This is a genomic window from Vibrio ouci (genome assembly GCF_004551525.1).
Classification (GTDB): Bacteria; Pseudomonadota; Gammaproteobacteria; order Enterobacterales; family Vibrionaceae; genus Vibrio; species Vibrio ouci.
In genome coordinates, this window is record NZ_SATR01000002.1 from 169,028 (window position 1) to 195,628 (window position 26,601).

The 26,601-nt window shown below is 44.6% G+C and carries 23 protein-coding genes; 10 read left to right on the forward strand and 13 right to left on the reverse strand.

Translation table 11 applies throughout. The features are described from left to right. Nucleotides 1-19: 19 nt before the first annotated feature. The 4 genes from ELS82_RS02405 to ELS82_RS02420 are packed head-to-tail and all read right to left on the reverse strand — an operon-like array spanning nt 20 to nt 6,187. Nucleotides 20-2,134 (reverse strand): type I secretion system permease/ATPase, encoded by a 2,115-nt coding sequence (locus tag ELS82_RS02405; protein WP_134834065.1) that lies wholly within the window; start codon nt 2,132-2,134, stop codon nt 20-22. 18 nt (nt 2,135-2,152) lie between these two features. Beyond that, entirely contained in the window at nt 2,153-4,063 is a 1,911-nt protein-coding gene (locus tag ELS82_RS02410; RefSeq protein WP_134834066.1) for a bifunctional diguanylate cyclase/phosphodiesterase, read from the reverse strand. 5 nt (nt 4,064-4,068) lie between these two features. Then, a complete protein-coding gene (locus ELS82_RS02415; RefSeq protein WP_134834067.1) occupies nt 4,069-4,749 on the reverse strand; it encodes a transglutaminase-like cysteine peptidase in 681 nt (226 codons plus the stop codon). 46 nt (nt 4,750-4,795) lie between these two features. After that, nucleotides 4,796-6,187, reverse strand: coding sequence for an HlyD family type I secretion periplasmic adaptor subunit (locus ELS82_RS02420; protein WP_134834068.1), 1,392 nt, complete (start codon nt 6,185-6,187; stop codon nt 4,796-4,798). 216 nt (nt 6,188-6,403) lie between these two features. Between ELS82_RS02420 and pdxH the strand changes: the two genes are divergently transcribed. After that, nucleotides 6,404-7,039: a pyridoxamine 5'-phosphate oxidase gene (gene pdxH / locus ELS82_RS02425; RefSeq protein ID WP_134834069.1), complete on the forward strand. Its 636-nt coding sequence runs from the start codon at nt 6,404-6,406 to the stop codon at nt 7,037-7,039. A gap of 74 nt (nt 7,040-7,113) precedes the next feature. On the opposite strand, the gene ELS82_RS02430 is transcribed toward pdxH, so the two are convergent. Together ELS82_RS02430 and ELS82_RS02435 are read right to left on the reverse strand one after the other, a co-directional pair. Beyond that, a complete protein-coding gene (locus ELS82_RS02430; RefSeq protein ID WP_134834070.1) occupies nt 7,114-8,937 on the reverse strand; it encodes an SUMF1/EgtB/PvdO family nonheme iron enzyme in 1,824 nt (607 codons plus the stop codon). 141 nt (nt 8,938-9,078) lie between these two features. After that, nucleotides 9,079-10,176: a PEGA domain-containing protein gene (locus ELS82_RS02435; protein ID WP_134834071.1), complete on the reverse strand. Its 1,098-nt coding sequence runs from the start codon at nt 10,174-10,176 to the stop codon at nt 9,079-9,081. Between the two features lie 495 nt (nt 10,177-10,671). Between ELS82_RS02435 and ELS82_RS02440 the strand changes: the two genes are divergently transcribed. The 6 genes from ELS82_RS02440 (at nt 10,672) to ELS82_RS02465 (ending at nt 18,085) form a co-directional block, all read left to right on the forward strand. Continuing rightward, complete coding sequence (locus ELS82_RS02440; RefSeq protein ID WP_134834072.1) at nt 10,672-11,487, forward strand: AraC family transcriptional regulator; 816 nt, start codon at nt 10,672-10,674, stop codon at nt 11,485-11,487. Nucleotides 11,488-11,673: 186 nt separating this feature from the next. Continuing rightward, a complete protein-coding gene (putA, locus tag ELS82_RS02445; protein WP_134834073.1) occupies nt 11,674-14,793 on the forward strand; it encodes a bifunctional proline dehydrogenase/L-glutamate gamma-semialdehyde dehydrogenase PutA in 3,120 nt (1,039 codons plus the stop codon). Nucleotides 14,794-14,815: 22 nt separating this feature from the next. Next, complete coding sequence (locus tag ELS82_RS02450) at nt 14,816-15,514, forward strand: 1-pyrroline-5-carboxylate dehydrogenase (protein ID WP_134834074.1); 699 nt, start codon at nt 14,816-14,818, stop codon at nt 15,512-15,514. 67 nt (nt 15,515-15,581) lie between these two features. Continuing rightward, the gene (gene putP, locus ELS82_RS02455; protein WP_134834075.1) at nt 15,582-17,069 is read left to right on the forward strand and encodes a sodium/proline symporter PutP; all 1,488 of its coding nucleotides are present in this window, start codon (nt 15,582-15,584) and stop codon (nt 17,067-17,069) included. A 257-nt stretch (nt 17,070-17,326) separates the two neighbouring features. Beyond that, on the forward strand, nt 17,327-17,509 hold the full coding sequence (locus ELS82_RS02460) for a hypothetical protein (protein ID WP_341867162.1): 183 nt from the start codon (nt 17,327-17,329) through the stop codon (nt 17,507-17,509). Between the two features lie 99 nt (nt 17,510-17,608). Continuing rightward, a complete protein-coding gene (locus tag ELS82_RS02465; protein WP_053439692.1) occupies nt 17,609-18,085 on the forward strand; it encodes an Lrp/AsnC family transcriptional regulator in 477 nt (158 codons plus the stop codon). A 43-nt stretch (nt 18,086-18,128) separates the two neighbouring features. On the opposite strand, the gene ELS82_RS02470 is transcribed toward ELS82_RS02465, so the two are convergent. The 4 genes from ELS82_RS02470 to ELS82_RS02485 form a co-directional block, all read right to left on the reverse strand. Then, a complete protein-coding gene (locus tag ELS82_RS02470) occupies nt 18,129-18,833 on the reverse strand; it encodes a DUF445 domain-containing protein (RefSeq protein WP_134834077.1) in 705 nt (234 codons plus the stop codon). Nucleotides 18,834-19,008: 175 nt separating this feature from the next. Then, nucleotides 19,009-19,437 carry an acyl-CoA thioesterase gene (locus ELS82_RS02475; protein ID WP_134834078.1) on the reverse strand — a complete coding sequence of 143 codons (429 nt, stop codon included), beginning with the start codon at nt 19,435-19,437 and terminating at the stop codon, nt 19,009-19,011. A gap of 123 nt (nt 19,438-19,560) precedes the next feature. Next, nucleotides 19,561-19,893: a hypothetical protein gene (locus ELS82_RS02480; RefSeq protein ID WP_134834079.1), complete on the reverse strand. Its 333-nt coding sequence runs from the start codon at nt 19,891-19,893 to the stop codon at nt 19,561-19,563. Nucleotides 19,894-20,008: 115 nt separating this feature from the next. After that, nucleotides 20,009-21,436: a methyl-accepting chemotaxis protein gene (locus tag ELS82_RS02485; protein ID WP_134834080.1), complete on the reverse strand. Its 1,428-nt coding sequence runs from the start codon at nt 21,434-21,436 to the stop codon at nt 20,009-20,011. Nucleotides 21,437-21,686: 250 nt separating this feature from the next. On the opposite strand from ELS82_RS02485, the gene ELS82_RS02490 reads away from it, so the two are divergent. After that, entirely contained in the window at nt 21,687-22,217 is a 531-nt protein-coding gene (locus ELS82_RS02490; RefSeq protein ID WP_134834081.1) for a GNAT family N-acetyltransferase, read from the forward strand. A gap of 9 nt (nt 22,218-22,226) precedes the next feature. Here ELS82_RS02490 and ELS82_RS02495 read toward each other — a convergent pair whose 3' ends face one another. Continuing rightward, complete coding sequence (locus tag ELS82_RS02495; protein WP_134834082.1) at nt 22,227-23,123, reverse strand: DMT family transporter; 897 nt, start codon at nt 23,121-23,123, stop codon at nt 22,227-22,229. Between the two features lie 203 nt (nt 23,124-23,326). On the opposite strand from ELS82_RS02495, the gene ELS82_RS02500 reads away from it, so the two are divergent. After that, nucleotides 23,327-23,683, forward strand: coding sequence for an acyl-CoA synthetase (locus ELS82_RS02500; protein ID WP_134834083.1), 357 nt, complete (start codon nt 23,327-23,329; stop codon nt 23,681-23,683). 10 nt (nt 23,684-23,693) lie between these two features. Then, nucleotides 23,694-24,041 (forward strand): GlpM family protein, encoded by a 348-nt coding sequence (locus ELS82_RS02505; RefSeq protein ID WP_134834084.1) that lies wholly within the window; start codon nt 23,694-23,696, stop codon nt 24,039-24,041. Between the two features lie 31 nt (nt 24,042-24,072). On the opposite strand, the gene ELS82_RS02510 is transcribed toward ELS82_RS02505, so the two are convergent. Continuing rightward, nucleotides 24,073-24,912 carry an energy-coupling factor transporter transmembrane component T family protein gene (locus ELS82_RS02510; protein ID WP_134834085.1) on the reverse strand — a complete coding sequence of 280 codons (840 nt, stop codon included), beginning with the start codon at nt 24,910-24,912 and terminating at the stop codon, nt 24,073-24,075. Beyond that, complete coding sequence (locus tag ELS82_RS02515; protein ID WP_134834086.1) at nt 24,909-26,597, reverse strand: ABC transporter ATP-binding protein; 1,689 nt, start codon at nt 26,595-26,597, stop codon at nt 24,909-24,911. The genes ELS82_RS02510 and ELS82_RS02515 overlap by 4 nt, the downstream gene beginning before the upstream one ends. Nucleotides 26,598-26,601: the final 4 nt, after the last annotated feature.

The following is a 26,601-nucleotide window of genomic DNA, read 5'->3' on the forward strand; positions in this document are numbered from 1 at the left end:
TGAAGTAGGAAATCGCAGATTAGTTTACCGCTCTCACTTTACCTTGTTTAAGGTTGTTGAGAACATCGGCTTTAGGGCCATCTGCAATAACGCAACCTTTCTCCATAACGATGACTCTGTCTACCACATCCAGCATTGATGTTTTGTGGGTAATTAGAATCAAAGTTTCGCTCTGCTTTAGTTGAGCCAGTTGCTGTTTAATGTGCATTTCTGAACGGTTATCCATCGCACTCGTCGGCTCATCCATTAACAGGACAGGTGGGCGGCCTAAAAGAGCACGAGCAATGGTTACTGCTTGACGTTGACCACCAGAAAGCAACATACCGCCTTCACCGACTTGGCGCTCTAAGCCTGCAGGATCTTGCTGGGTAAATACTGTCACACCAGCACGGTTTGCGGCATCAAGTACGTCGCGGTCATCCGTTAGTGGACGCCCGAGAGTGATGTTGTCACGGATGCTGCCATAGAACAGTTGGCTGTCTTGCGGTACACAGCCAATGTTACGGCGAATATCGATATGATGGAGTTGGTCGATGTCAGTATCGTCGATCCTAACATGGCCTTCTGTTGGCTTATAAAGACCCATAATCAGGCGTTCAAGTGTGGTTTTACCCGAACCAATACGACCAATGATAGCGACTTTTTCTCCAGGGTTAATCGTAATGCTTAAATCGCGAACAGATGCAATTGGCGAGTCAGGGTAGTGGAAAGTCACCTTCTCTAACTCAATTTTGCCGTGAATAATTGGTCGGTGAATATAGCGTTTGCCTTCTTCTTGCTCATCAGGCATTTGCATCACTTGCTCAATAATAGTCATCGATGACTTGGCTTGATTGTATCGTGTCGAAAGCAATGAAAGTTGGACCATTGGGCCGATAGCACGGCCGCTAAGCATGGTAGCCGCGATGAGCCCTCCCATGGTGAGGTCACCTTCTGAAATCAAATATACGCCAAGAATAATCATGCCCACATTTGATGCTTGTTGAACAAAGCCTGCAGTATTTTGAATACCGTCGGTGATGCGGCGGCTCTTGATATTCCAGTTTGCCATGTGCGCTACTGCTTCTTCCCAGCGGAATTGGAACTGGCTTTGAGCACCAAACAACTTAACGGTTTCTAGCCCAGAAAGGCTTTCGATTAAGTTAGCGTACTTTTGTGAAGCAAGGCGAGAGCCCTCTTCAATGGTATGACGTAATGGCCCTTGTATTAGCAGTGAGTAGATGATCAGAATCACTACACCTACGATTGGCACGATCACTAGGTTACCGGCCATCAACCAGATCAGGACGAGGAACAGAATCGCAAACGGAAGGTCAATCAATGAGCCAATCGTTGCAGAGGTGAAGAATTCACGAATCGACTCAAATTCCTGAAGGTGGCGAGCGAAAGCACCAACCGATGCAGGTCTAGCCTCCATTCGAATGCCTAGTACCTTACTAAAGAGTTTGGATGATATTAGGATATCGGACTTTTTACCTGCGACATCAATAAAGTAACTGCGCATCAGCTTGAGTGTTAGGTCAAACAAGAAGATCACGAAGATACCACTGGCGAGTACCCAGAGAGTCTCAAACGCTAAGTTTGGTACAACCTTATCGTAAACCAAGCGCGTAAACATCGGCGCTGCGACGGCGAACAAGTTGATAAGAATCGAAGCGATGAGCACATCACGATAAATGCGTTTTGATTGCCAAATAGTGCCCCAAAACCAGTGACCCTCACGAGTTTTGAGCACTTCTGGTGAGCGCTCATCATAACGAAATTGTTTTTTTACGAGAAAGTAGCGTCCGATATAGAGTTGGTTTAACTCTTCAATACTGAGTGAAATCGGAACAAGTCCAGACTCTCCAGTGACGATCTCTGCTTCGGTCTTCTCTTCGTTGATGCTGTTTAGTACACATGCTTCACCGTTTTTCAGGATAAGAACAACGGGTAGTACTAACTGAGAGATCTCTAGTAATGATGAGCGATTTTCTTTTGCCACCAAGCCGGCGCGTTCTGCCGCGCGCGGAAATAGAAACGGGGTTAGCTTGCCATCTGAGAGTGGCAAGCCATTAATAAGCGCTTCTGGTGAATTCGCTAAACCATAGTATCGACTAACGTAGATAAGAGAGTTTAATAGCGGGTCCTGCATGCTATACCTATATAGTTGTTATTTATCTACGATGAAGCCTTGGAAGACGTCAATGAAATGCTCAGACAAGAAATCAAGCTGAGTTTGAGTTTCAACACGAGATGCAATAGTTTTAATCCCTAAGTTATGCGCAGTACGAGAAATAGACGTTAACGTGAATTTCTGTTTCTCATCATCAAGATGGTGAGTGTACAAGTAGTCTAACTTAACATAAGCAGGGCGGAACTCGTTGATGTAGTCAAGAGACTGGAAGTTGCGACCATAGTTATCGACACCAAAATCTGCACCTGCATTTCTTACTGCATTACAGAACAGAGCCGTGTGGTGAGGCGAGTTAATAAAGCAGTTTTCTGGGATCTCGAAATGGAGTAACGAGGCCACAGAACTGTGTTTATTAAGTAGTTGCGTCACCCAACGAATAAAGCTTGGTTGAGAAATACTGCTTTGAGCAATGTTAATCGCAATTGGCTCGTTAAACTCACCTGATTCTAAGCGTTTAACGATTGATCCAATAACGTACTCATCAAATAGGTGGCTGGCATTGAGTTGCTCTAGAGCGAACAGGTATTGGTTTGCACTGTAGCGCTCACCATCTTTTTCAATCGCAGAGAACACTTCGCGGTGGTATGGCTGACCCCAGCTATTATTCGCTGATTGGAAACGGAAACTGAACCAGTCATTACTGATTGCCTCTTCCACCAAGTTTTTCCATTGCTGTTTGCCCATTAGACTATCGCTGCTTTCGCCTGTCACGTAGCCGTATGTCATTTCAGGGTTAGATTTTGCTGTGGCTAGCGCATTATCCAACATGGTTAGCAATGAGGTAGAGTTGGTTGAGGCTTTACTGTAAACCACACCAAGCGCCAAGTTTGATGTCGCCATGCCAGTTGGATCGGCATTGATATCTTGTACATAGGTGACGATGCTTTCTGCAACTAGCTTAAGCTCTGAATCTTCCATGTTAGGCAGAATAAAGCCAAACTCTTCAGTAGAAATACGCGCTAACGTTACATTCGGAGAAGTCAGCGACACTTTCAGGTGATCAGCTAATTCGCGAACCATGCCGTCACCAGCCTCGTAGCCTTTATCATCATACAGCTCTCGGATAAAGCTAGCTTCGAGAATCGCAACGCCACCAATACCACCTTCACCAATCCACGAGTTTAGTTGGCTCATGTAGTAAGCGCGGTTACCAAGTTGAGATACAGGGTCGATGTAGGCGCGCTCACGTAATTGCTGGGCTTCTTTAGCTTGGGCTTTGAAGGACTTTTCTAACTGAGCTGACATACTGTTGATGCCATCAACCACGTAGATAAGGTCTTGAGTTGCCGGGCGAGGTAACGGATCGCCAAATTGGTTACGAGCCACTTGTTCCATCTTATCAACAATGAGCTGTAGTGGACGCAGAGCACGTTTAAGAATGAATGAGATAGAAAACAAACCAATCAGCATGATTAAACAAAACGCAATGACGAGACGTTCAAATGCAAGCCATAACTGGGTGTAGGCATCCCCAGGGTGACTGACGATTTCAACTTCGGCAAGTTGCATCCATCCACTAGTTACAACGCGTCGATCGTGGATTTTTTCGAATAAATTTAGCCGAGTAAACCACTTCGGTACGTTATTAGGCTTGATAGGGTAGGAGCGCAAAATTTCGTCCCCAGTATCTAGGAAAATTAAACGAACAATCGAGTAGCTACTACCATCAAACAGCGCGTTGATTACCGACTCAACGGCGACTTGGTCCTTATTTTCAAGGTAAGGCGCAAGCGCTAAACCAACGGTGTTAATGGTGTTGTTCACTTCAGAGCGTTGCTGTTGAATGAGGTTGCTTCTAGTGGTATTGAACTCAATGATAAACACTGAGATCAATAGCATCAAAATAACCGCAATCATTCCCGCGACAAGTTGTTTATATAGAGTCATATTGCCTACTCATCATAATTAATTTTTGGTTTGTTTAACTTAAGCGATTTCTCGCGGGCACGGAGGTCATTCCATAGACTTAATCTTGATGACTTCCCTGCCAGTTGTCCTTTTTTAGACTTCATCAGCCAGAGGTTTTTACCGTTAAAACTGTATATCGGTAATAAATCTCGTCGAGCTGATGCCTTCTTAATCTGAGGATTAATGTTATCTAATAGTATCGGCTCTGCACTCGGTTTTGAGTAGTAAGCCAGTACCATGTGAAACTGATTGAGTTCGATGGCTTTAACATAGACCAGACGAAGTTTTCGATCTGAGACACCGAGTTCAAGTAGGGAAAAGTATTTGGCAATGGTGAAATCTTCACAGTCACCAGCATTACTGCCTAAAAACTCGAGAGGAGTTGCCCAGTAGTCGTTCTTTCCCCACAGCTTGATGTCGTTAACAAAGTAAAGTTGGTTAAAGAAATTGTTCACTTTGGTTAGCTTGTCTCGCTCGGAAAGTGATTTGTACTGAGACATTTCATTTCGCCAAGTTTGCACGCGTTTGCCCGCACGATCGCCATACGTTCGTTTTACTGCGTCTACCCATCGCTGCTCTTGAGTGTTGAGGGCGAATGACGCAGTAGATGAAAGTAACAGCAGTGAAAGTGCTATTACCGGCGTTAGCCAGTGGCTCCGTCTCACGCGAGCTGTTCCTTGGCTACAAATCGTTGTGACATGGTCATGAACGCTATTCCTTTAATGCATTGTTTTGAGCACTGAGGATTGGTTTAAGTAGGTACTCTAAGATAGTACGTTTACCTGTAATGATATCCACAGATGCTGTCATACCCGGAATAATGGGTAATGAATTGTCTTTGTCTAAACTGGTTTCTTTTGTTCGTATACGGACTAAGTAAAAGCTGTTTCCTTCTTCATCCGTCGTTGTATCCGCGCTGATGTGCTCAAGTGTGCCTTCTAGGCCACCGTATTTAGTGAAGTCATAGGCACTGAATTTGACGACGGTGTGTAAGTCTGGGCGCAGGAATGCAATGTCTTGTGGGGCGATCTTAGCCTCGACTAACAGAGTGTCTTCACTTGGGACGATTTCAACAATATCCATCCCTGGTTGAATAACACCACCAACCGTATTGACGTTAAGTGTCTTAACAGTACCCGTGACAGGAGATGTCACAATGGTACGGTTAACTCGGTCTTCTAATCCTACGGTTGACTCTGTCAGAGAGGATAGTTTGTCTTGCGCTTGGTTGAGTTTTTCTTGCTGCTCAGAACGGAATTTTTGCGCGGTATCGATACGGCTAAGCATGGCTTCGCGTATTGCCGATTCTAGTACCGGCCTTTTTAGCTCACTGGATGTGAGCTCACGGCGGGTATCGTTGACCTGTCGCTGCAATTTAAGCAGTTCGATTCTAGGTACGATTCCCTCTTCAGCAAGAGGGCGAGTGATCTCTAGCTCTTTTCTCGCGAAGTTATAGCCATCTCTTAAGTTACGCACGCGAGCTTTGATCTCAACGAGATCTTGCTGCTTCTGTTTAACTTGTTGGTCAATCAGCGAAATTTGGTTACGTAGTTTGTTCAAATCTTGGCGGTATTCCGCCCGTTGTCGCGCAACCAGGTTTGGTTGCTGTTCATCAAGTACAGGAGGAAAAGCCAGCTTGTTAAAGTTAAGCTTAACGTTGTTCTGCCAGTTGCTTGTATCAAAGTCTTCATTGATTTCTACACTGGTAAGGGAAGCGGATAACTGCAAAACGCTTGCAGTAAGGTTAGCCACTTGCTGCTCGCGCTCACGATAGTCAGAGCGGAAACGCGTATCATCGATCAGAAGTAATTGCTGACCTTTGGTGACGCTCTGGCCTTCACGCACGAGTATTTCTTTGACTAAACCGCCCTCTAGGTTCTGTACGACCTGGATTTGAGAAGAGGGAACGACCTTTCCTTGTCCGACGGTTACCTTGTCGATTTCAGCCCATGACGCCCATACGCCAGCGAGGATGAAAAATAACACCATTACCCATAGCATAATTCGAGCACTATTAGGGGTATTGAGTAGTAATGCGGCAGTTTTGTCATCGACATATTCCAACTCGTTGGGAGTTAGTTTGTCATAACTGCTTTTGCTCATGGGTGTTCCTCGAAAATTGGCTTTATTTTATTGATTTTATTACTCATCTAACAAAATGTTAAGGATTTGCTGTAAGAATAGCAGGGTTAGATGATATATCCTCATATTTTTATCCCTGTCAGTTATTAAATGGCTAGCAAATCTGTAACTGAACTTGAGTTCTTTTGATTAAGAGCGCACAATCTTCAAAAAAATTTCGCCGAGGAGAAATATAAGATGGAGCTTGAAGATATTCGTCGTGAGTACACGAAAAGTGGCTTGCGAAGAAAGGATTTATTGGCTGACCCAATTGCGCAGTTTGACTTGTGGTTAAAACAGGCGATTGAAGCGAAGATGACAGACCCGACGGCAATGACTGTTGCGACAGTAGATGCTACGGGTCAACCATATCAGCGTATCGTTTTACTAAAAGATGTCGATAAGCAGGGCTTTGTCTTTTATACCAATTTAGGCAGCCGTAAAGCGCAGCAGATTGAAGGGAACGCGAAAGTAAGCCTGCATTTCCCTTGGCATCCTCTTGAGCGACAAGTCCATATTACCGGTATCGCAGAGAAGTTATCTGCTGTAGAAAATATGAAGTATTTTTCTTCTCGCCCGAAGGCCAGCCAACTTGCGGCAATTGCCAGTAAGCAAAGTAGCCGAATCTCTGCAAGAGGCGTTCTGGAAGGGAAGTTTTTAGAGCTTAAGCAGAAATTTGAAAAAGGTGAGATTCCAGTACCAAGTTTTTGGGGTGGCTATCGTATCCGACCTGAAAGCATTGAGTTTTGGCAAGGTGGTGAACACCGTCTGCATGACCGCTTCTTATTTTCTAGAGAGCAAGATGAATGGCACATTGACCGTTTAGCTCCATAAAAAAACGCCGCTGAATTCAGCGGCGTTTTTGTTTTTGCAAGGGTAGTGATGGAAACAAGTTCCTTCACGCGCCCTTATTGAATGTCTCTAACCACTCTAAAGCCTAAGTAGTTAGCTGCAGAAGAGCGTGATAGGAAAAGCTGTTTATCTGCCGCTGCCATATCTGGCGAGAAGTTCCATGCACCGCCTTTAGCAATGCCTTGTGGATTGCTCGTCCATTGCCAAACGTTACCTACGCCATCATAAATACCGAGCTGATTAGGTTTAAAGGCGCTGACAGGTGAAGTGCTCGTATTCGACCAAGGTGTTCCACTCCAGCCCGTGTTCGCTTCGCCTGGTGCGAAATCATTACCCCACCAATATTTAGTTAGGCTTCCCGCACGTACAGCAATTTCCCATTCGTCTTCAGTTGGTAGACGGTAAGGTGCGCCTGTTTGCTTGCGTAACCAGTTGGTGTAGGCCTTAGCGTCATTCTGGCTCACACAAACGACAGGGGAGTTCGGGTACTGCTTAAAGCCAGGATCACGCCAGTGACTATTCTCAACAGGAGTTACTTCACCTTTGATTAACGCGGTACAGGTGTTTTTCAGTTCAGCATCGGTTTGGTAATCCGTTTGTTCAACGAAGCTTGCAAACTGACTCACCGTAACCGGTGTAACGCCAAAGCCGAAAGCATGATCAAGGTGAACTTGATTCGATGCATTCTCACCAATGTAGTAAGTGCCATTTAATATCGCGACTAACTGCGGGCCTTTGCCTAGGGCTTTCATGCCGTCGGCAAACTTATCTCCAGCATTGAGAGGGTTTGATTTCTCAACTAGGTTAGCGCGTAATGACGAGTCTGTTTTGACTGTAACGGGCTTGTTGAAGGTTTTGTAGCCTTCTTTTTGTACCATTACGTTATGAATCCCAATAGGAAGCATCACTTCAACGGGTGTGCTGCCGTAGCTAACGCCGTCAATAGTGACACTATCACCGTAGACATTTGAACGAATTGCCAGAGTTACCCATGCGATTTCTTGTTCGAATTGAGGCTCAGTATCGAAAATGCCAGGCTCAAAACAGTGTTGAGTATCGACACCAAGTAGCTCACAGGCCGTTTTTGCACTTGGGCGAGCTTCGAGTTCGACGTCCATGAGTGTGCGGTAACGTTCGCCGTCATAGAAACCGCTGCTTGTTGTGGTGTGTTTGACGATATGAATATTCAGAGAGGCATCGTGAATATTACGTTCAACTACACGTGGCTCTGAAACTCGGTTTACCAATTCGCTACGATATTGCTTAACCGCTTTTTGCAGCGCTAGCGCTTGAGTTTGTTTATCACACTGAGCGAGGGTTAGCGAAGAGTTACAACGGTTAGTAAAGCTGATTGAAAGCTGCTGTGGCTGTTTGAGTTCTTCTCTAAGCTGTTCCACACGAGCATGGGTTTTGTCATTTTGTAAATCAGCGATTGCCTTAGTGATAGCGTCAACTTCTCGCTGTTGAGCATCATAGTTGGCTTGGGATTCTGTATACGACTGCTCTGCTGCAAGACGAGCTTTCTGATTTTGTTTTACACCAGACCACGCTTCCTGATAGCTTTTTTGTGCTTGAATGATATCTGCACTTGGGTCAGTCTCAAGTTTGTTGTAGGTATCTTCAAGGTAGGATTTAGCTTTTGAGAACGTCTTATCTAGAGTTCGAGTCTCTCTTTCTAGAGCGTTAAGCTGGTCAGATTTTTCGTCAACGACGCTTTGTTGTTCTTTTAATGCCTTTTGAGCGTTACGTAGCTCATCGTGCTTAGAGAACAATTGGTCATCGATAGCAGTGATCGACATGGGTGCTTCTTCCGCCATTGCTAAAGGCGAAAGTAAACATGGAGATAATGCTAACAAAAGGGCAGATAAACCTAGGCGCATTGATTTTCTTCTACATCTTCTTACTGATTAATCGGTACATTCTAAACGAAAACGCCACTTTGTCTTAAGTTATCGTTAATTAACTTAGGATAAAGTGGCGTTTTTAGCTCATCTTTGTGAAACCGGTTGATATTTCAACGGTTAGCCACTTGGACGTAGCTTAACCATTACTGTATCGTTTGACGTTACAGTAATGGTGCGGTTGTATGTTTGGTAACCGTTTTTAGATACTGTCACTTGGTGTTTACCGCGTGGTAAAACAACCTCTACTGGTGTGCTACCGTAGTTAATACCGTTGATAACGACGTTATCTTCGTATTGGTCAGAACGAACCGTAACGTTTACCCAGTTTTTATCTTGCTTCTTAGTCGTTGCTGCATCACTGCCTTTTAGACAGTAGCGTGTCGAGACATTAAGCAGCTTACACGCTGCAGACGCTTCAGGGCGAGCTTGAAGCTGAGATTGCATTTGTGTGAAGTAGCTGTTGTTGCCTTCAAAGCCTGAACGAATCACTTGGCTCTCTTGAACGTGAACGTTCAGTTGAACGCCTTTTGCATTTTGCTTAGCAATGTTCGATTCAGTTAAGTTGTCCATTAACTTCGCTTTAAAGGCTTTTACCGCTTTTTGCTTGGTTAAGTACTGACCTTGGCTAGTACATTCACCTAACGTCATTGTCGCTGAACAAGTCGTTTTATAGCTTGTTTCTAGGACATCACTTTCACGTAGCTCTGCTTCTAATCGTTTAACGCGCGCTTCAACTTTTTGCTCTTTAAGATAAGAGTATTCGCTGTTTAGGCGAGTCTGTTTCTGCTTAACTTGCGATAGACGCATTTTGCTTTCTGTCATCGCTTGTTGGTTCTCAAGCATTTCAGACTGATTTTCTTTTACTTCAGACCAAGCGTCTTGATAAGCCTTTTGGAAAGAGACTAAGTCAATGTCTGGATCATCTAAAAGGCGACCATATTGCTTATCCAATGCAGATTTGGTGCGATTACGTTTAGCGTTTAGCTCTTGCTCACTGCGTTTTAGTTTACTGTTTTCGTTTTGAAGCTGCTGCAGACGGTCGGCTTCAGAGTCATACTCTGATGCCATAGTGCTGATTTCTGCTTCTTTATTTTCTAATTTATTTTCGATTTCAGCGACTGGATCTGCTTGAACAGATTCTTCTGCGAAAACCGAAGTAGTAACCCAAACCGGGCTTAGCGCAAGCAAAAGCGCTGGAATGCGACGTGTGATCATAATTCCCTGCAAACTATATGACGTTTAAATTACTTGTAAAAATTTAACTAAGTGCACATATCCATCGTATGCACGTTTAGCAAAGGGAAAAGACAAACTTTTGACACTCCCTGTCTTCAGTGCCTCAAAAGGGTCTATTTTTTCCATTTCTCTCAAATCAATGATGAGAGTTAGTACGGCTAAGACTATCTGATCTAAAGATAAATCTTACATAGCTATACTGATTCTGTTGCCCAATGACGAAATATGCAAGTAAAGAATGGAGATCGAGATTAAGTTAAGTGAATAGAAGTGACATAAGCCGTAATTTATGTGCGCTTGATCATTCTTCCCAGTATCAAAATGATGACTTTTTCAACACTTCGGTTCGAAGTTGCATAAGAGATTTCACGCAAGGTTAGCGGCAAATGGTCGCTGATTTGTTGCTGAATTTCGAGTTACTTCACTTTTGGTATAACATGGCTATATCTACGACTTTATTAATTGTGTTCCGTTATGTCACCTTCGCCAAAATCACTGAATGAGCAAAAAACTGCCAAAGAATTGTCGCCTCGTCCGGCTCAATTAGTGACGTTGCCATCTTATATGGAATGCCATGACCATAATTACACGCAAGTTGTGATTGGTTTAAAGGGGCAGGCTGAGTTTGAAGTCAGTGGCTATGGCAATTTAGTCGGGCCAGGTCAGGGGTGCGTTGTGACTTCAGGCAGTGGTCATGCATTTGGTGGCGTGGTTGGTCAGTCGGATATATTGGTACTTAACATGCCGTTAGCGACGTCTGATGATCCTTTAATGCTCCAGCGTCTTAACGAACTGAATCAGAAAGAAACCTATTTTCAGCTCGATGGCCAGATTCAAAAGCTGATTCAAATGTTAGTGGCTGAAATGCAGTCTAGCCCGGATGACTTACTTCTAAGTCGTGCTTGTAACGATACGGTAGTGGCTTTGCTCCAGCGTCACATGTCTGCTTTTGAGGCGGTGCGCAAGGAGTCGCGTTTCGATCTTGAGGCGATTGACCGTTATATAGAGCAACACTTGAGTCAGAAAATTTCGGTGACTCAGCTCGCGGGTAGCATTTTCTTAGGTGAAAGCCAGTTCCATTCTCTGTTTAAAGATCAAATGGGTATCACTCCTCATCAGTATGTATTAGGTAAGCGTATCGATATGGCTAAGAACCTTATCGAGCAAGGTAATCTCACATTAGGTCAGGTCGCTGAGTTCACTGGGTTCTCAGGACAAAGCGCCTTCACACATACTTTCTCTCGTCTCCAAGGGATGTCGCCCTCACAATATAAGAAACAATTCGGTTAAATTGTATAACGGTAACCATATATTATATTGCCTATTTGAGTGTGACTCTGTTTTTGTTTTGTTAATAATCAGAGTTTTTAGCAAAAAACTCGGAGTTTTTGACAAGTAATCTTCTCGAGCTCAAAATACACTGCAAGCCATTGTAGAAACCTGGAATGATTTCAGGTGTGAGATTGAGGAAAACGCATGTTTACAGCGACTGATGTGTTGAACGCTGAGTTTGTTGAGCAGCCGCTTAATAAACTTTGGTCGTTGATCTCGCCACTTTATATGGTGGACGAATCACAATGGCTTGAGCAACTTCTGCCACTAGCCGTACCTACCGAAGAAGAAAAAGTTCAGATAGCGGATAAAACCACTCGCTTAATCGAAGCCATTCGAGCGGATAAAAAATCAATCCAAATGATTGATGCCTTGCTACTCGAATACAGCTTGGATACCCAAGAAGGTATTTTGCTGATGTGTTTGGCTGAAGCGTTAATGCGCATCCCAGACTCGGCAACTGCAGATGCACTTATTCGTGACAAACTGACGGTAGCCGACTGGAAATCACACCTGAAAAATTCTGACTCTGTGTTTGTGAATGCTTCGACTTGGGGGCTGATGCTAACAGGTAAAGTCGTGGGTTTATCTGAAAATGAATCTCAAAGTCCTGCTAGCGCAGTGAATCGCTTAGTCAACAAAATGTCTGAGCCAGTGATTCGTAAAGCGATGCACCAAGCCATGAAGGTGATGGGTCACCAATTTGTATTGGGTCGTAGCATCGCTGAAGCGCAAAAGAACGGTCGTGCAATGCGTGACAAAGGTTTCACCTATTCATACGACATGTTGGGTGAAGCAGCGCTAACAACAGCGGACGCGAACAAGTACTTCAAAGATTACTTGATGGCCATTGAAGCAGTCGGTCGAGATGATTACGCTCAAGATAAGAGTCCTGCACCTTCGGTTTCTATTAAGTTGTCTGCACTTCATCCTCGTTATGAAGTCGCCAATGAGCAACGCGTACTGACTGAATTATACGATACGTTACAGCAGCTACTGCGCCGTGCGGTAGAGCTGGATGTCGCGATTACCATCGATGCCGAAGAAGCTGACCGTTTAGAGCTCTCTTTGAAGTTGTTTGAGAAGGTATATCGCAGTGAACTTGTCCAAGGTTGGGGTAAGTTTGGCTTAGTAGTTCAAGCCTATTCAAAACGCGCATTACCTGTTCTGGTTTGGCTGAATGGGTTAGCCAAACAGCAGGGCGATATGATCCCTCTACGTCTAGTAAAAGGGGCGTACTGGGATAGTGAAATTAAGTGGTCACAACAAGCTGGCTACAGCGATTATCCCGTTTACACTCGTAAAGAAGCCACCGATGTTGCGTATCTTGCCTGCGCTCGTTTCCTACTGAGTGAAAATGTTCGCGGCAATATCTTCCCTCAGTTTGCGAGCCACAATGCCCAGACAGTGACCTCGATTGCAGTGATGGCTGCCCATAAAGAATTTGAGTTCCAACGCCTACATGGCATGGGTGATTCACTGTACAACCATGCAATGGAAGCGTATCAGCAATCTGTACGTATTTATGCGCCAGTTGGTAGCCATAAAGATCTGTTGCCATACCTTGTGCGTCGCCTTTTGGAAAATGGTGCGAACAGCTCGTTTGTTCACCGTTTGGTCGATGCTCGTTGTCCGGTAGAAACGCTAACTGAACATCCGGTCGATATGCTAAATGCATTCGATACGCTAAATAATGCGCAGATTCCATTACCTCCAGCGGTTTTCCCTGAGCGTAAGAATTCGGTTGGTGTCAACGTAGACATCGAAAGTGAAGCAAAGCCATTTGAACATGAAGTGGAGAGCTTCCTTGATAAAGAATGGACCGCAGGCCCTATCATTAATGGTCAGTTCCACGCCGAAAGCATGATCAAGGCAAACTTGAATGTTGAGCCAGTAACGGCGCCTTATGATCGCCGCATCAATGTCGGTCAGGTGGCTTTTTCAACCCTTGATCATGTTTCCGAGGCGATTGAAGGTGCAGATACCGCTTTTGCTGATTGGAGTAACACGCCATCACAAGTTCGCGCCGAAAAACTTGAGGTTTTAGCTGACCTTCTTGAAGAGCATTTAGCTGAGTTGGTTGCCTTGTGTCACCAAGAAGCGGGTAAGACGATTCATGACAGCATTGATGAAGTACGTGAAGCGGTCGATTTCTGTCGTTACTACGCAAAACAAGTGGACGCACTTGGCCAATTGTCAGTAACAGGCTTTGATGGCCAGCAACGTAATGTGTCCCGTCAGGGCCGCGGTGTGTTTGTGTGTATTAGCCCATGGAACTTCCCACTGGCTATTTTCCTAGGCCAAGTAACAGCGGCGCTCGTTGCCGGTAATACAGTTGTGGCAAAACCTGCTGAACAAACGACGCTGATTGCTGCGCGCGCGGTTGAATTGATGCTAGATGCTGGCTTCCCAGTAGGTAGCATTCAGTTACTTACTGGGCGCGGCGCAGAAATTGGCTCTGCATTGACCTCTCATCCCGCCATTGCGGGTGTGGCCTTCACAGGTTCTACTGCGACAGCTCAACGAATTAATCAAACCTTAGCCGAGCGTGACGCAGCGCCTGTACCGTTTATTGCTGAAACAGGCGGCCAGAATGCGATGATCGTTGATAGTACTGCTTTGCCAGAGCAAGTGGTACGTGACGTCATTCGCTCTGCATTTGCATCTGCAGGTCAGCGTTGTAGTGCACTGCGTGTGCTGTATGTACAAGAAGACATTGCAGATCGCATTGTTGCTTTGATTCAAGGCGCAATGCAGGAGCTGAGCATTGGCAAGCCTTACCTCCATTCAACGGATGTTGGGCCAGTCATTGATGCAACTGCAAAAGCGAAGTTATCAGCGCATATTGAGTCGATGACAAGCAGCGAGAAAAAAGTGGCTCAATTGGTTCTAACAGAAGAGCATGCAAATGGGGATTTTGTTGCCCCAACAGCGTTTGAAATCCGCGATATTTCAAGCCTTAAAGAAGAGCAGTTTGGCCCGATCCTTCATATCGTACGATTTAAGGCAAGTGAGTTGACGCAAATCGTTGAGCAGATAAACCACACAGGTTTTGGCTTAACGATGGGCATTCATAGCCGTAATGAAACGACTTATCGCTGGATCGAAAAGCACGCTCGAGTGGGTAACTGCTATATCAACCGTGACCAAGTTGGAGCGGTGGTCGGTGTACAACCATTTGGTGGGCAAGGACTTTCTGGAACAGGACCGAAAGCAGGTGGTCCTCATTATTTATACCGTTTTACTCAAATGCAGTTTTCTTAATTAGTGAGCAAGGAGAAATAGTATGGTTCATCAAGTAACACGTTTTTCTGATGCTTTCTCAGCGTGGGAAAACTGGAATCTAACCAATTTTGATTCTAAGAGTGAGTGTTTGCTCGCTTTTAAACAGGCCTTACAGCAAGTAGAGCCTGAGTTAGCTTCTGTTGTTTCTTATCATATTGAGCAAGCGTCCGCGCTGCTAGCGGAAACGCATCAATTGATTGGTCCAACTGGGGAGACTAACGAACTATACACCGCAGGACGTGGTGTTGCTCTAGTGATTCAAGACAGCTCTCAAGAACAAGCTACATATGCTGTTATGGCTCAGCTAACGGCTGCGCTTATCTCAGGTAATAGCGTCATCTTGTGCAGTGATGATACAGAGTTTAGCCAAGCATTGGAGTCTGCGTACGTGCAGTCTTCACTTCCTACCAACTTAGTACAGTTTGCTGCTTTAGATGCTTACCATCAGCTTCTCGATTCAGATGTACGCAGTGTGGGTTATGTAGGTAACCCTGAGGTTGAAAGGAGTATCAACCGACAATTGGCAAAACGTTCAGGCGCGATCGTTAACTTAACGTCTGAAACGGATCTTGTGAGCATACCTGTCGCTCACGATCCACATTTAGTGCTTAGGTTCATTACCGAACGTACTAGAACTATAAATATAACAGCAGTGGGCGGTAATGCGACCTTGTTAGAACTTGGCGCTGAAACTCACTAATCTTCAATGACTTGCCCTCGTAAGAGGGCATTCAGGGAAGGCGATCTTTTAAAAGAGGACAAATCAAATGGAAAATAGCTTTGCTATTACAACCACGTTTATTGCGTATCTGATTCTGATGCTTGCAATTGGCGTTATTGCTTATCAACGAACGAAAAGCTCAAGTGACTATTTCTTAGGTGGTCGTTCGTTAGGCCCTTGGCCGGCAGCGCTTTCAGCAGGTGCATCGGATATGAGTGGTTGGTTGTTATTAGGCTTGCCTAGCTATGCTTACGCGGCTGGTATTGAAGCTTTCTGGCTTGCGGGTGGCCTGCTAGTGGGCACTTGGTTGAACTGGTTAATCACAGCGAAACGCCTACGTACGTACAGCATCACAACGGACGCGTTAACTCTACCAGAGTTCTTATCTCGTCGTTTTAACGACAACTCAAAGATGATTCAGGTAATTTCTGCTTTCTTCATTCTTCTCTTCTTCCTTTTCTATACCAGCTCGGGCTTGGTTGCAGGCGGAAAACTATTTGAAACGGTCTTTGGTCTTGATTACACCACCGCGGTAATTATTGGCACAGTTTGTGTTGTTTCTTACACATTGTTTGGTGGTTTCCTAGCGGTATCTTGGACTGACTTGGTTCAAGGTCTACTGATGGCAGCGGCGCTTCTTATTGTCCCTATCACGGCAATGGAAGGCGGTTTGGGCCAACTAAGTAACGATCTTTCGGCTATCAACCCTCAACTTCTGACGTTATGGAATGACTCAAAAGGAGAACCTTTGAGCGCGATTGCAATCATTTCATTGGTTGCATGGGGTCTAGGTTACTTTGGTCAGCCACATATCCTAGCGCGTTTTAAAGCATCACGTTCAAACCGCGATCTAACGACAGCACGTCGCATCGCAGTTATCTGGACAGGTCTGTCTATGGTTGGCGCAATGCTTGTTGGTCTAGTTGGTCTGATCTATGTGAACAATTCAGGTATCAGCGTGGATGATGGTGAAAAAATCTTCATGCTGCTAGTGAATTCATTATTCCATCCAGTGGTTGCAGGTATTCTTCTGGCTGCGATTCTAGCGGCGGTAATGAGTACGGCGGATTCTCAGTTACTTGTTTCTTCTTCTGCATTGGCAGAGGATTTTTATAAGCAAGTGTTTAAGAAAGATGCGACGTCGGAAGAAATTGTAATGGTCGGCCGTATCGCCGTTATTGGTATTTCAATCGTTGCTCTTATTCTAGCGATGACGCCAGATAGCTCAGTACTTGGTCTAGTGTCTTATGCTTGGGCTGGATTTGGTGCGGCATTTGGTCCTGCGCTAGTTCTTAGCTTGTACTGGGAGCGTATGAACCGCAATGGTGCGCTAACAGGTATCCTGGTTGGTGGTATCACAATCGTAGTGTGGAAGCAGCTTTCTGGTGGTTGGTTCGATGTATACGAAATCGTTCCAGGGATCATCTTGTCAACGCTATCAATCGTTGTTGTTAGCTTGATGACAGGTGAGCCAGAATCGACTGTCAAATCTCAGCATGCAACATTCAAAAAGCAGTTAGCTGAACTCGACTAAATCATAATGAGTCGTTATACAAAGCCTCGCCTAGCGGGGCTTTGTTGTATTTACTACTCGGTTCCCTAGCGCACTTTTTTAGAGGGGTGAGGTTATTAATTGAACAGATGTCACAGTTTCTGAACTAAAGTATGAAGGTCGGGAACTCTCCCTTACATAATATGTCAATTATCAGGAACCCTGATTCAGCCGGAGAGAGAAAAATGCCTCAAATGCACTGCCACTGCTGCAATAAAAACACCCCACATAAGATCGTTTTGAAACGTTGTGAGGAGCAGCATGATTCGGTGCTTAAATCGATGGCTTGTTTTTTTTCGACCGTGTTTAAAGGCGACCACTACGTCAAAATGGAAAAGCACGCTTATTGCCGCGCTTGCAATGCTAAATCTGACCTTGTCTCACCGCAGCAAGGTGCATTCTCTGGCGTGAAAATCGCTTAACCTTCACAAAATTCTTGTTAATTTTGGCGCAGATGTAAGTACAGCCGCACTTTTATTTTAATATAGTGTCTTATACTCACATCTACTTATGAGTCGTCAATGGAACTAGACAGAATCGACCGCGAAATTCTCCGTGCCTTAAATCTGAAAGGTCGACTTCCTATTGTTGAGTTAGCAAAACAAGTTAACTTAACCACTTCTCCTTGCTCTGATCGAGTCAAAAGATTAGAAAAAGAAGGCTACATCAAAGGTTATCACGCCGAGTTAAATCCAGAAAAGTTGGGTTTAGATGTGCAAGTGTTTATCCATATTCGTCTCGACCAGACCAGTTTCTCTATTTTCGAAAAATTTGCTGAGGCTGTGGCAGATATGCCTGAGATTGAAGAGTGTTACTCTCTATCTGGCGACTTCGATACGATGATTAAGGTGAGGGTGAAAGATATGAAAGCGTATCAGAATTTCATGTCGACCAAGCTTGGTACCTTACCTGGTGTTATCCAAACACGCAGTGAGGTGGTTATCGAAGAGCATAAAACCAGCTTTGGGGTAAATGCTGATTTGATTGGCAAGTTATAGCAAAAGGGAAGCGATGCGCTTCCCTTTTTAGTTATCGTCATGCTTAAGCGATGAAGGATGACACAATACCGATTAAGCCACCAAACACGCCGCCCCAGACGACTAGCCAACCCAAGTGCTCTTTGATCATCTTCTGCACCATCTCTTTGACTAGACGAGGAGTCAACTCATTCAAGCGTTGGTCAATGATGTTTTCAACGTTCGTTCTTATTTCGTCCATCATCGCTGGTGCTTCAAATTGCTCTTTTAGTGCATCTTTGATTGTATCGCTCTGACTCATATCGACAATTGCGGCCTGCATTTTTTCAACAAACGGCTGCTTGAGAGGCTCTAGTGCTTCGGTGCCACCAAACATCGCTAGCATTCCGCCAAACTGAGAGTTAGCAATAACCTCGACCAAAGAGTCGAAGGTTGGGTTGAAATCGATTTTCTCAATCACAGGCTCTAGATTTAGTGTCTTACCGCCTACCATTTCTTTGCTTAAAAACTTGTCGATGTTTTCTTGGGTAAAAAACTGTTCCATCATTAAGTTCTTTATCGCTGCTTTAAATTCTTCAAATCGCGCAGGGATGACGCCAGAACCATACAGTCCTGGAACCTTTTCAAACAACATGTGAATAGCAAGCCAGTTGGTGATGGCACCAGAAAAGGCAAATAGACCTGCGTAAAAGGCGATTTGGTTACCAGCCTGATAGCCAACTGCTAACAGCGCAAGCGCAATGATATTGGTAATTAAGCTCTTGTTCATTGAGAATTTTGATGAGGTTATTAACTAAGCGGGGAGTATATAACATCTGACTGAAGTTGTGACATAACAAACTCTGTGCGGACGTGTAAGTTCCCCTACAGCCACAGAAATAATCGTTATTCTTACGCGGTTGGTAACGTTACCTCTGATTTATCGTCAAGTGAGGCAACAGGCCTCACGTTTCTTCAGTATTGATAATCGCTTGGCTTATCTGCTCAGGGATTAGCGCTTTAGTATGGTTTTTAAAATCAAACATCACACATGTCGCACTTCCTACTGTTACGACTTTGCCCAGTTTTTGGCTGACGATTTGGTATTCCATGGTAAAGCGGTCATCTTGTAGGTCGCTCACTCGGGAACCAATTAAAAGAGTATCAGGGTAGGTGACTGGCAGCTTATATCGACATTCTGTATGGCCTAAAACGGGTCCAATGTGGCTCTCTTTTAGATTGACTAGCAAGTTGATTTGCTTGAAGTAGTCGAGTCTAGCTGTTTCAAAATACCGGAAGTAGACGGCATTATTTACGTGTTGTAATGCGTCCATTTCTCCCCATGCCACTTCAATTTCCGTCGTGATTGGAAAGTCATTAAGTAACTCGTCCATGATAGTTCTCCTTTGAATCGAGTAAATATACTAATTCAAAGGCGGCGCAGTAGGTGCTAAATGTTAATAACTTGTGATCTGTGTGCATCTAATCTCTTTAGCAAAATATAAACAACGTCGGTGTTAATTGTCATAAGGGACATCATCTAACTGCCACATTTTGAGTGTGTGCTCAACATTAAAGCATTTACCGAGCAAGATTTGATATTTAGGATCGTATGGCTCACCGATATAAGTGGTTCTAATCAGTTCCCCGGTTTTCATATCGACTTGAGTGACGGTTCTGCCCTTAAAGTTTTGTAAAATAATAAACTGATCGCTTTGGAATACGAGCTGCTCTTTGTAAAACCAATACGTGTCGGCGGAGTGTAAAAGCTCACACTTCAAAGGAATAGAACTGGACTGTCCAGAATCAGGGTTGCTCAGTAATAATACGTAAAGTAATAAGGTGCTCATTGCGTCATCCTTGTCCCACCTTAGAAATTAACTTAAGTATAGTTATGGCGATAGGTTTGGGTGTACCTTTTTACTGAGCAATAAAAAAGGGCCCGCAGGCCCTAATTTTCGAGAGTTAAGTTCGATATTGCTTGAGTACATCCGCAAGTGATTGAGATGCTTGGCTCAAGTTCGCTATGCCTTGAGACGACTGTTCGGCAACGCTTCTAATCGTGTTTGATTGGGTTCTTATATCGCTGAGTTCAGAGGCGATGCCATTGGCGACGGAGCTTTGCTCTTCCGCCGAAGTTGAGATCTGAATGCTCATATCCATAAGCGTTTTGGCAGACTCGGAAATCGCTTGAACATCACTGCCAATATTCGCGACTAGCTCACTACTTGTTTTCGCTTGGCTTACGGTTTGTTCGGTGATTGAAGAAATACTACGAGTTTCAGACTGAAGCTTTTCAATCATCGATTGAATTTCGACCGTCGCAGCTTGAGTTCTACCTGCTAGGGTTCGAACTTCATCCGCAACTACCGCAAAGCCACGCCCTTGTTCACCTGCACGAGCTGCTTCTATTGCGGCGTTAAGTGCTAGTAAGTTAGTTTGCTCAGAAATGGCGTTGATGGTGGTGATCACTTCATTAATTTGGGTCGTGTTATCGGTCAAGCTTAAAACCGACTGGGAAGCTTGGCCAATATAGTCGGAAAGCTTGCCAATTTCATTGATGGCAGACTGGACACGATGATGACTATTTTCGATATGATCAGAGTCGTTTTCGGTTTGCTGAGTTGCTTGTTGAGAAATGCTTGATACTTCTTTTGCCGATGCCGTCATTTGCTCCATTGCCGTCGCTACTGAATCAAGAGAGGCATATTGATGGCTGATTTGGGTCTCACTTAGCTTCATCTCTTGCTCAAATGAAGACGATGTATCGCTCAATGTTGCTGCATTGTCTTTGACGGTGACAACTAGATCGGTCAGTGTATCCATTGCTTTGTCGAGCGCGCAGCCAATGGTGCCAAACTCGTCGCGGCCTGGGTGGAAACCAAGGCGTGATGTTAAATCACCTTCACCAATGCGCTGTGTCGTTGTGTAGAGAACCCACAGTGCGCCACCTAAGAAAGTAGCCACCCAGTAACAGAAAATCGCAAATGGAATTGCCCATAGATAGCTTAGAGCGAAAGTGATTAAAGCCTGAGATTCTAGCTCTTCGATATTTGGATTGGTGAAAGCCAGTTGATAGGTTGTCCCACTGGAATGCGTCGCTGATACCACGGCAACGCCTTGTCGATAACTTGGTTCGCTGGGTTGCGACACGGTTGCGATTTGGCTGCTATTTGCAATCGCACTGCTATCGGAGTGAGTCAATATGCCAGCGAGGTATTGCTCTGCAGCGACAATCGTTTGTGCCTCAATATTGTTGATTGCTTGATAGTAACGCCCACCAGCGAGAGCAGTAACAGCAATCAAAAACAGCGAGAAAATGACCCAGATCTTGTCGTTTATCGACATCTTAATAAACAGGCGATCTATAGTACGAAATTCAACTTCTTTCATATTTCAATCCGTTGGTTGAGTGATTTGGTCGTAACTATGTAATTTAGTGATGACAAATGTATCGAAATATAACTCAAATTTACCTGACTTGGTTCTCATATACATGTAACAGTCTGTCGTGTTGGATTAATATATGTGATCTATATTGGTGTTGGTGACGATGTATAGTGGTATTACATTCTCGAACAATGAGCGAATTAGAATTGGCATATTGTTTGCTGTTCCCATTGCAAATAGTGCGGAGGGAAATATGAAGATAATTGAAGATCGCTTGGAAGATTCGGCAGTTCTGGATTTATTGCGTGAACACCTAGAGGATATGAATGCAACATCGCCTGCGGAAAGTGTGCATGCGTTAGACGTGTCAGGTCTCAAAGAGCCCTCAGTCACTTTTTGGAGCAGTTGGCAGGGAGAGCAATTGCTAGGATGTGTGGCGCTAAAAGCGTTAACGAATGATCACGGTGAATTGAAGTCAATGCGCACCACGACGCTAGCAAGGAAAAAGGGAGTTGGCTCGACTATGCTACGTCATGTTTTAGAGCATGCCCGCCAGCAAGGCATGACTAAAATCAGTTTAGAAACGGGCTCAATGACGTACTTTGCGCCTGTTTTAGAGCATGCCCGCCAGCAAGGCATGACTAAAATCAGTTTAGAAACGGGCTCAATGACGTACTTTGCGCCCGCGAGAGCGTTATACGAGAAGCATGGTTTCGAATATTGTGCCCCTTTTGCTGACTATGCTGAGGATCCCAATAGCCAGTTTATGACGTTGGTGCTTTGACCCCCCAATTTAAGGCTGCTCTGCAGCCATCTTACGAGCGAATAGGCGACTTGGAGAAAAGCCCGTCACCATCATGGTGCCTGACAGCACCAATGTGGTGCCAATTATGGTATTCCAACCAATAGGCTCATCAAGAATTAGCCACCCCCAAAGAATACCGAATACAGGTATTAAAAAGGTGACAGACAGTGCTGACGCTGCGCCTTCGTCGGCGACTAAGCGGAAGTAAAGTAAATATGCTGCGCCAGTACAGATCACACCGAGCGCGATAACGGCGAGGATTTCGTGCTGGGTTGGTTCTCCCCGCATCGGGATAAAAGGCAGTAGTGGTAAAATGATCAACACCGCAGCCCACATGTTGCCATGGGCATTATCAAATGACGCAATCTTGGGTGCTGTTTTAGTGTAATTGGTTGCGATGCCATAGCTACAAGCCGCCATGACCCCTGCAAAAATTGGTAGGGCAGCATTGAAACCAATATTAATCGCATCTACGCCGACCAAGGTAATAACGCCCACAACGCCAATGAGCATACCTGCACTCGCTTTTGGTGTGAGGGTCGCCTTATGCCAGAAAATGCCGATTAGCGCGCCCCAAATAGCGGCAGTCGAATTGAGTACCGACAATGTGGACGCATTGAGCGTTTGCGCCGCGTAAGCAAAAAGAAGAAACGGCAGTGCGGTGTTAAAAAGACCTATGATCATAAAGTGTCGAAAGTTTTGCCTAAAAGCGAGACGCTTTCTTAGAAATAGAGAGACAATAAGTAGGCTGATTGCAGCAAAGCCTACACGAAATTCAATAAGATAAGCAGGGCCAAAAGTATTGGCGGCAATACGCATAAATAGGAATGATCCCCCCCATATAGCGGCAAGGCAGATCAATCGTAGAAAACTTGCTGAACTCATAATGCATCCTTCTTTTTGTAACGACAATGTGAATGAAAATAATTCGTTAAGCAAGAGTGAAAAGAGTTAGATATCCGATTCTGGCTAACTTTTTTATTTCGTCTCGTTTTTCATCCAGTGAGAATTTGGCTAGATGGAGATGTCGTCATCTTCTATAGGGATTACTAACCTAGAGGTAAGTTTGTTTTCATTAGTGAGTAGCAATGAACCTCATCGTCAATATTCATAAAGGGGTGCGTAAGCACGGATTCGAATTAGCTACGCGTCAGGCTTGGAAATGTGGAATGAAAGCAAATCTAGTTAAACGTGTTGTTGGTGTTGCTAGAGGGCAGATTGTTTGCGTGATAGAGGGGGTTAGACCTGAACTATCGACTGAGATTAACAATACTCTGCACAATGAAGAGAAACAGGGCAGATATGTCTTTGTTGGAGGCATCGTCTGGCAACCAAATGATCTATTAGCGCCAGGCTTTCCTGATTTTATGTTTATGCATTTACGTAATTTAAGTGCGAAACACAAATACATGACGGATGAAGAACTGTTTTTGAACCTGGCGTAAGAAGGGCGTGATGTTAGCTTTATTTGGTAAATGTCTTTTGGGCTCAGCTGCGGTATTAATGATTGCGTTACTTTCAAAAAGTAAAAGCTTCTATATCGCTGGCTTAGTACCTTTATTTCCTACCTTTGCACTCATTGCTCATTATGTTGTAGGGACGGAGCGTAGTATGGAGGCACTGAGAGAGACTGCACTGTTTGGCCTTTACTCGTTGCTACCTTATGCGGGATATCTGCTCGCAGTTTACTATTTTAGCTATCGATTTAGCTTGGTTAACACGCTATCGATGGCGACCGCGGTTTGGCTTTCATCAGCGATGATTTTGTTGTTAGTCTGGACTAGGATGATGCAAACGGTATAAAAAAGCCTAGGTTTCAAACCTAGGCTTTTTATTAGAATGGATACCAGAACAGCTCAGTGTCTATCCAGCGTTTGGCGATTGCCAGCGCGACAATCACGGCTATCGCAGTTAGGCACAACTTGTCATTACGCCCTAGTGGCTTGGCGCTATACCAAGTGCGGCTGCTATGTCGACCAAACCCACGTAATGTCATCGCATTTGAAATTTCATCTGCTCTATCTAGGCTTGAGAAAATTAGCGGACCAAGGATCTTGGCGACATTTTGCAAGCGTTGCATCAGCGGGGTATTTTTTGAAATGTCGAGTCCGCGAGCTTGCTGAGCGTGCATAATATTGACAAAGTCATTTTTGACTTCAGGTAGATAGCGCAGCGTTAAGCTTACTGCATAGGCAATTTTGTAAGGTACACCAATTCGGTTTAAGCTCGCGGCGAACTCTGTCGGATGAGTCGTAAATACAAACACCAAGGCAATAGGGAACATACTGAAATACTTCAGCGTTACGGTCACTAAGTAGAACAATGTCTCTTGAGTCAGAGAGTAACTGCCGGGTAGTTCGAGCAAGGTAGTGGTACTACCGATATATTCACTGCCTTGCTGAGGGGCAAGCAGGAACATAAACAGCGCATTAAGCAGTAGTACACTACCTGTACCGATCAATAATGGCTTATATACTTTGACCGGAACGCGCGTCATTTTGAGTAACATAAGTCCCGATATTATCAACAGGCCGATAAGGCGCAAATCGAAGGTCGTTAGGACCACTGTCACCCAAGCCATAAACAGCGCGAATTTGGTTATACCGTTTAGGTCATGTAGTGGTGATTGAGTATCAACGTAGCTAATACCAAACTTCATCTTAGAGGCATTCATGCTGCATGGTGCTCCTGTTGAATAAAGTACTGCATAAAGCTATTGATATCCGTTTTACCTAACCTCTTTGCTAAGTCGTACAAACTGGTCGTGGTTAAATTCGCCTGCTCTAATAGCGTTGGCTGACTGAATACTTGGGTCATTGGTGCATCAGCAATGAGTTTACTGTCCGATATCACGATAGAACGGTCGGTATATTCAAGTACTAGGTGCATATCATGAGAGATGATGATTACCGTGATACCGAGCTCTTCATTGAGCTTCTTAATAAAACTCAGCATTGCCGTGTAGTTACGATAATCCTGCCCAGCGGTTGGCTCGTCAAGGATCAGCAGCTTAGGTTCCAACACTAAAATCGAAGCGATAGTGACACGCTTTTTCTGGCCATAGCTGAGCGCTTCAATTGGCCAGTTGCGATATTTACTCAGTCCACATAGTTCTAGTACTTCAGTCACTTTTTGTTGAACTGCAGACTCATCGAAACCTTTATTACGTAAACCAAATGCAACTTCATCAAATATCATATGATGTGAAATCATATGATTCGGGTTTTGCATCACGACACCAATCTGTTGGCTACGTTCAAAAATCGATAACGATGACAGCTCCTGACCGTCGAGAGCAATTGAGCCCTGATCTGGGTTAATGACGCCCATAATCAGCTTGGTAATTGTCGATTTACCCGAGCCATTCTTACCTAAGATTGAAACAAACTCACCTTGCTGAATACCAAACGATACCCCTTCCAATGCATTCTTTTCACCATCGTATGAATAGGTCAGGTTATCAATGGATAAAAGCGTATCGCTATGCTCTGCGTGCGTAGGCTGCTCTGCATGCCAATGATCAAAATGGGTCTGGAATTGCTCAAGCGAGAGTTTATCTAATCCATCACGTTGCGACAGTTCATCTAGTGGGCACTGCGCCGATTTAAGAGCTGAGAGATAGAGAGGTTCGCGGATTCCGTGGTTCTCTAATAACGGTGATGCTAAAAGTTCGTTAGGCGTCATATCGGCCACGATCGAACCTTGGTCCATTAGAATCACGCGATCGACAGAGCGATGAAGTACATCCTCTAAGCGGTGCTCAATGATAATAATGGTTTTACCCGTCTCTTGGTGTAACTGATCGATGATCTCGATCGTCTTGCGACCCGTTTTAGGGTCAAGTGCTGCTAAGGGTTCATCAAACAGAAGTGTATCGACGTCGTCAACCAGAATGCCGGCTAAAGAGACACGTTGCTTTTGTCCACCAGATAAATCGTGTGGAGAGCGCGTTAGTAAATCTTCGAGTTCCACCATCTTAGCCGTGGCTTTGACTAGGGGGTACATATCGATGTTGGACATCAACTGGTTCTCAAGTGCAAATGCGATGTCTTCACCAACACTTAATCCAACAAATTGGCTATCTGTATCTTGTAACACAGTACCAATTTGCTCGGTGTACTGGTGTAGATCGAGTGAGCTTGTGTCTTGACCGCTAAGCAGCAGTCGTCCGGAGCTCTCCCCCTTGATTGCGTGAGGGATAAGACCGTTTAAGCATTGGCCAAGGGTAGACTTCCCGCTACCACTTGGACCGATAATGACGATTTTCTCTCCTTTCTCTATCCTTAGATTGATATGTTTCAGCGTTGGTTTGTCCAGCGAGTCATATCTAAAAGAGAAGTCAGAAAATTCAATTGTCATCGAT

What these genes read in the sequence shown, in the direction of transcription:
- ELS82_RS02495 (WP_134834082.1), bottom strand. Translation starts at nt 23,123, where the DNA reads ATGAGTTCAGCAAGTTTTCTACGATTGATCTGCCTTGCCGCTATATGG.
- ELS82_RS02515 (WP_134834086.1), bottom strand. Translation starts at nt 26,597, where the DNA reads ATGACAATTGAATTTTCTGACTTCTCTTTTAGATATGACTCGCTGGAC.
- ELS82_RS02485 (WP_134834080.1), bottom strand. Translation starts at nt 21,436, where the DNA reads ATGAAAGAAGTTGAATTTCGTACTATAGATCGCCTGTTTATTAAGATG.
- ELS82_RS02420 (WP_134834068.1), bottom strand. Translation starts at nt 6,187, where the DNA reads ATGAGCAAAAGCAGTTATGACAAACTAACTCCCAACGAGTTGGAATAT.
- ELS82_RS02500 (WP_134834083.1), top strand. Translation starts at nt 23,327, where the DNA reads ATGAACCTCATCGTCAATATTCATAAAGGGGTGCGTAAGCACGGATTC.
- ELS82_RS02450 (WP_134834074.1), top strand. Translation starts at nt 14,816, where the DNA reads ATGGTTCATCAAGTAACACGTTTTTCTGATGCTTTCTCAGCGTGGGAA.
- ELS82_RS02405 (WP_134834065.1), bottom strand. Translation starts at nt 2,134, where the DNA reads ATGCAGGACCCGCTATTAAACTCTCTTATCTACGTTAGTCGATACTAT.
- ELS82_RS02470 (WP_134834077.1), bottom strand. Translation starts at nt 18,833, where the DNA reads ATGAACAAGAGCTTAATTACCAATATCATTGCGCTTGCGCTGTTAGCA.
- ELS82_RS02505 (WP_134834084.1), top strand. Translation starts at nt 23,694, where the DNA reads ATGTTAGCTTTATTTGGTAAATGTCTTTTGGGCTCAGCTGCGGTATTA.
- putA (WP_134834073.1), top strand. Translation starts at nt 11,674, where the DNA reads ATGTTTACAGCGACTGATGTGTTGAACGCTGAGTTTGTTGAGCAGCCG.
- putP (WP_134834075.1), top strand. Translation starts at nt 15,582, where the DNA reads ATGGAAAATAGCTTTGCTATTACAACCACGTTTATTGCGTATCTGATT.
- ELS82_RS02475 (WP_134834078.1), bottom strand. Translation starts at nt 19,437, where the DNA reads ATGGACGAGTTACTTAATGACTTTCCAATCACGACGGAAATTGAAGTG.
- ELS82_RS02510 (WP_134834085.1), bottom strand. Translation starts at nt 24,912, where the DNA reads ATGAATGCCTCTAAGATGAAGTTTGGTATTAGCTACGTTGATACTCAA.
- ELS82_RS02465 (WP_053439692.1), top strand. Translation starts at nt 17,609, where the DNA reads ATGGAACTAGACAGAATCGACCGCGAAATTCTCCGTGCCTTAAATCTG.
- ELS82_RS02440 (WP_134834072.1), top strand. Translation starts at nt 10,672, where the DNA reads ATGTCACCTTCGCCAAAATCACTGAATGAGCAAAAAACTGCCAAAGAA.
- ELS82_RS02430 (WP_134834070.1), bottom strand. Translation starts at nt 8,937, where the DNA reads ATGCGCCTAGGTTTATCTGCCCTTTTGTTAGCATTATCTCCATGTTTA.
- ELS82_RS02480 (WP_134834079.1), bottom strand. Translation starts at nt 19,893, where the DNA reads ATGAGCACCTTATTACTTTACGTATTATTACTGAGCAACCCTGATTCT.
- pdxH (WP_134834069.1), top strand. Translation starts at nt 6,404, where the DNA reads ATGGAGCTTGAAGATATTCGTCGTGAGTACACGAAAAGTGGCTTGCGA.
- ELS82_RS02435 (WP_134834071.1), bottom strand. Translation starts at nt 10,176, where the DNA reads ATGATCACACGTCGCATTCCAGCGCTTTTGCTTGCGCTAAGCCCGGTT.
- ELS82_RS02490 (WP_134834081.1), top strand. Translation starts at nt 21,687, where the DNA reads ATGAAGATAATTGAAGATCGCTTGGAAGATTCGGCAGTTCTGGATTTA.
- ELS82_RS02410 (WP_134834066.1), bottom strand. Translation starts at nt 4,063, where the DNA reads ATGACTCTATATAAACAACTTGTCGCGGGAATGATTGCGGTTATTTTG.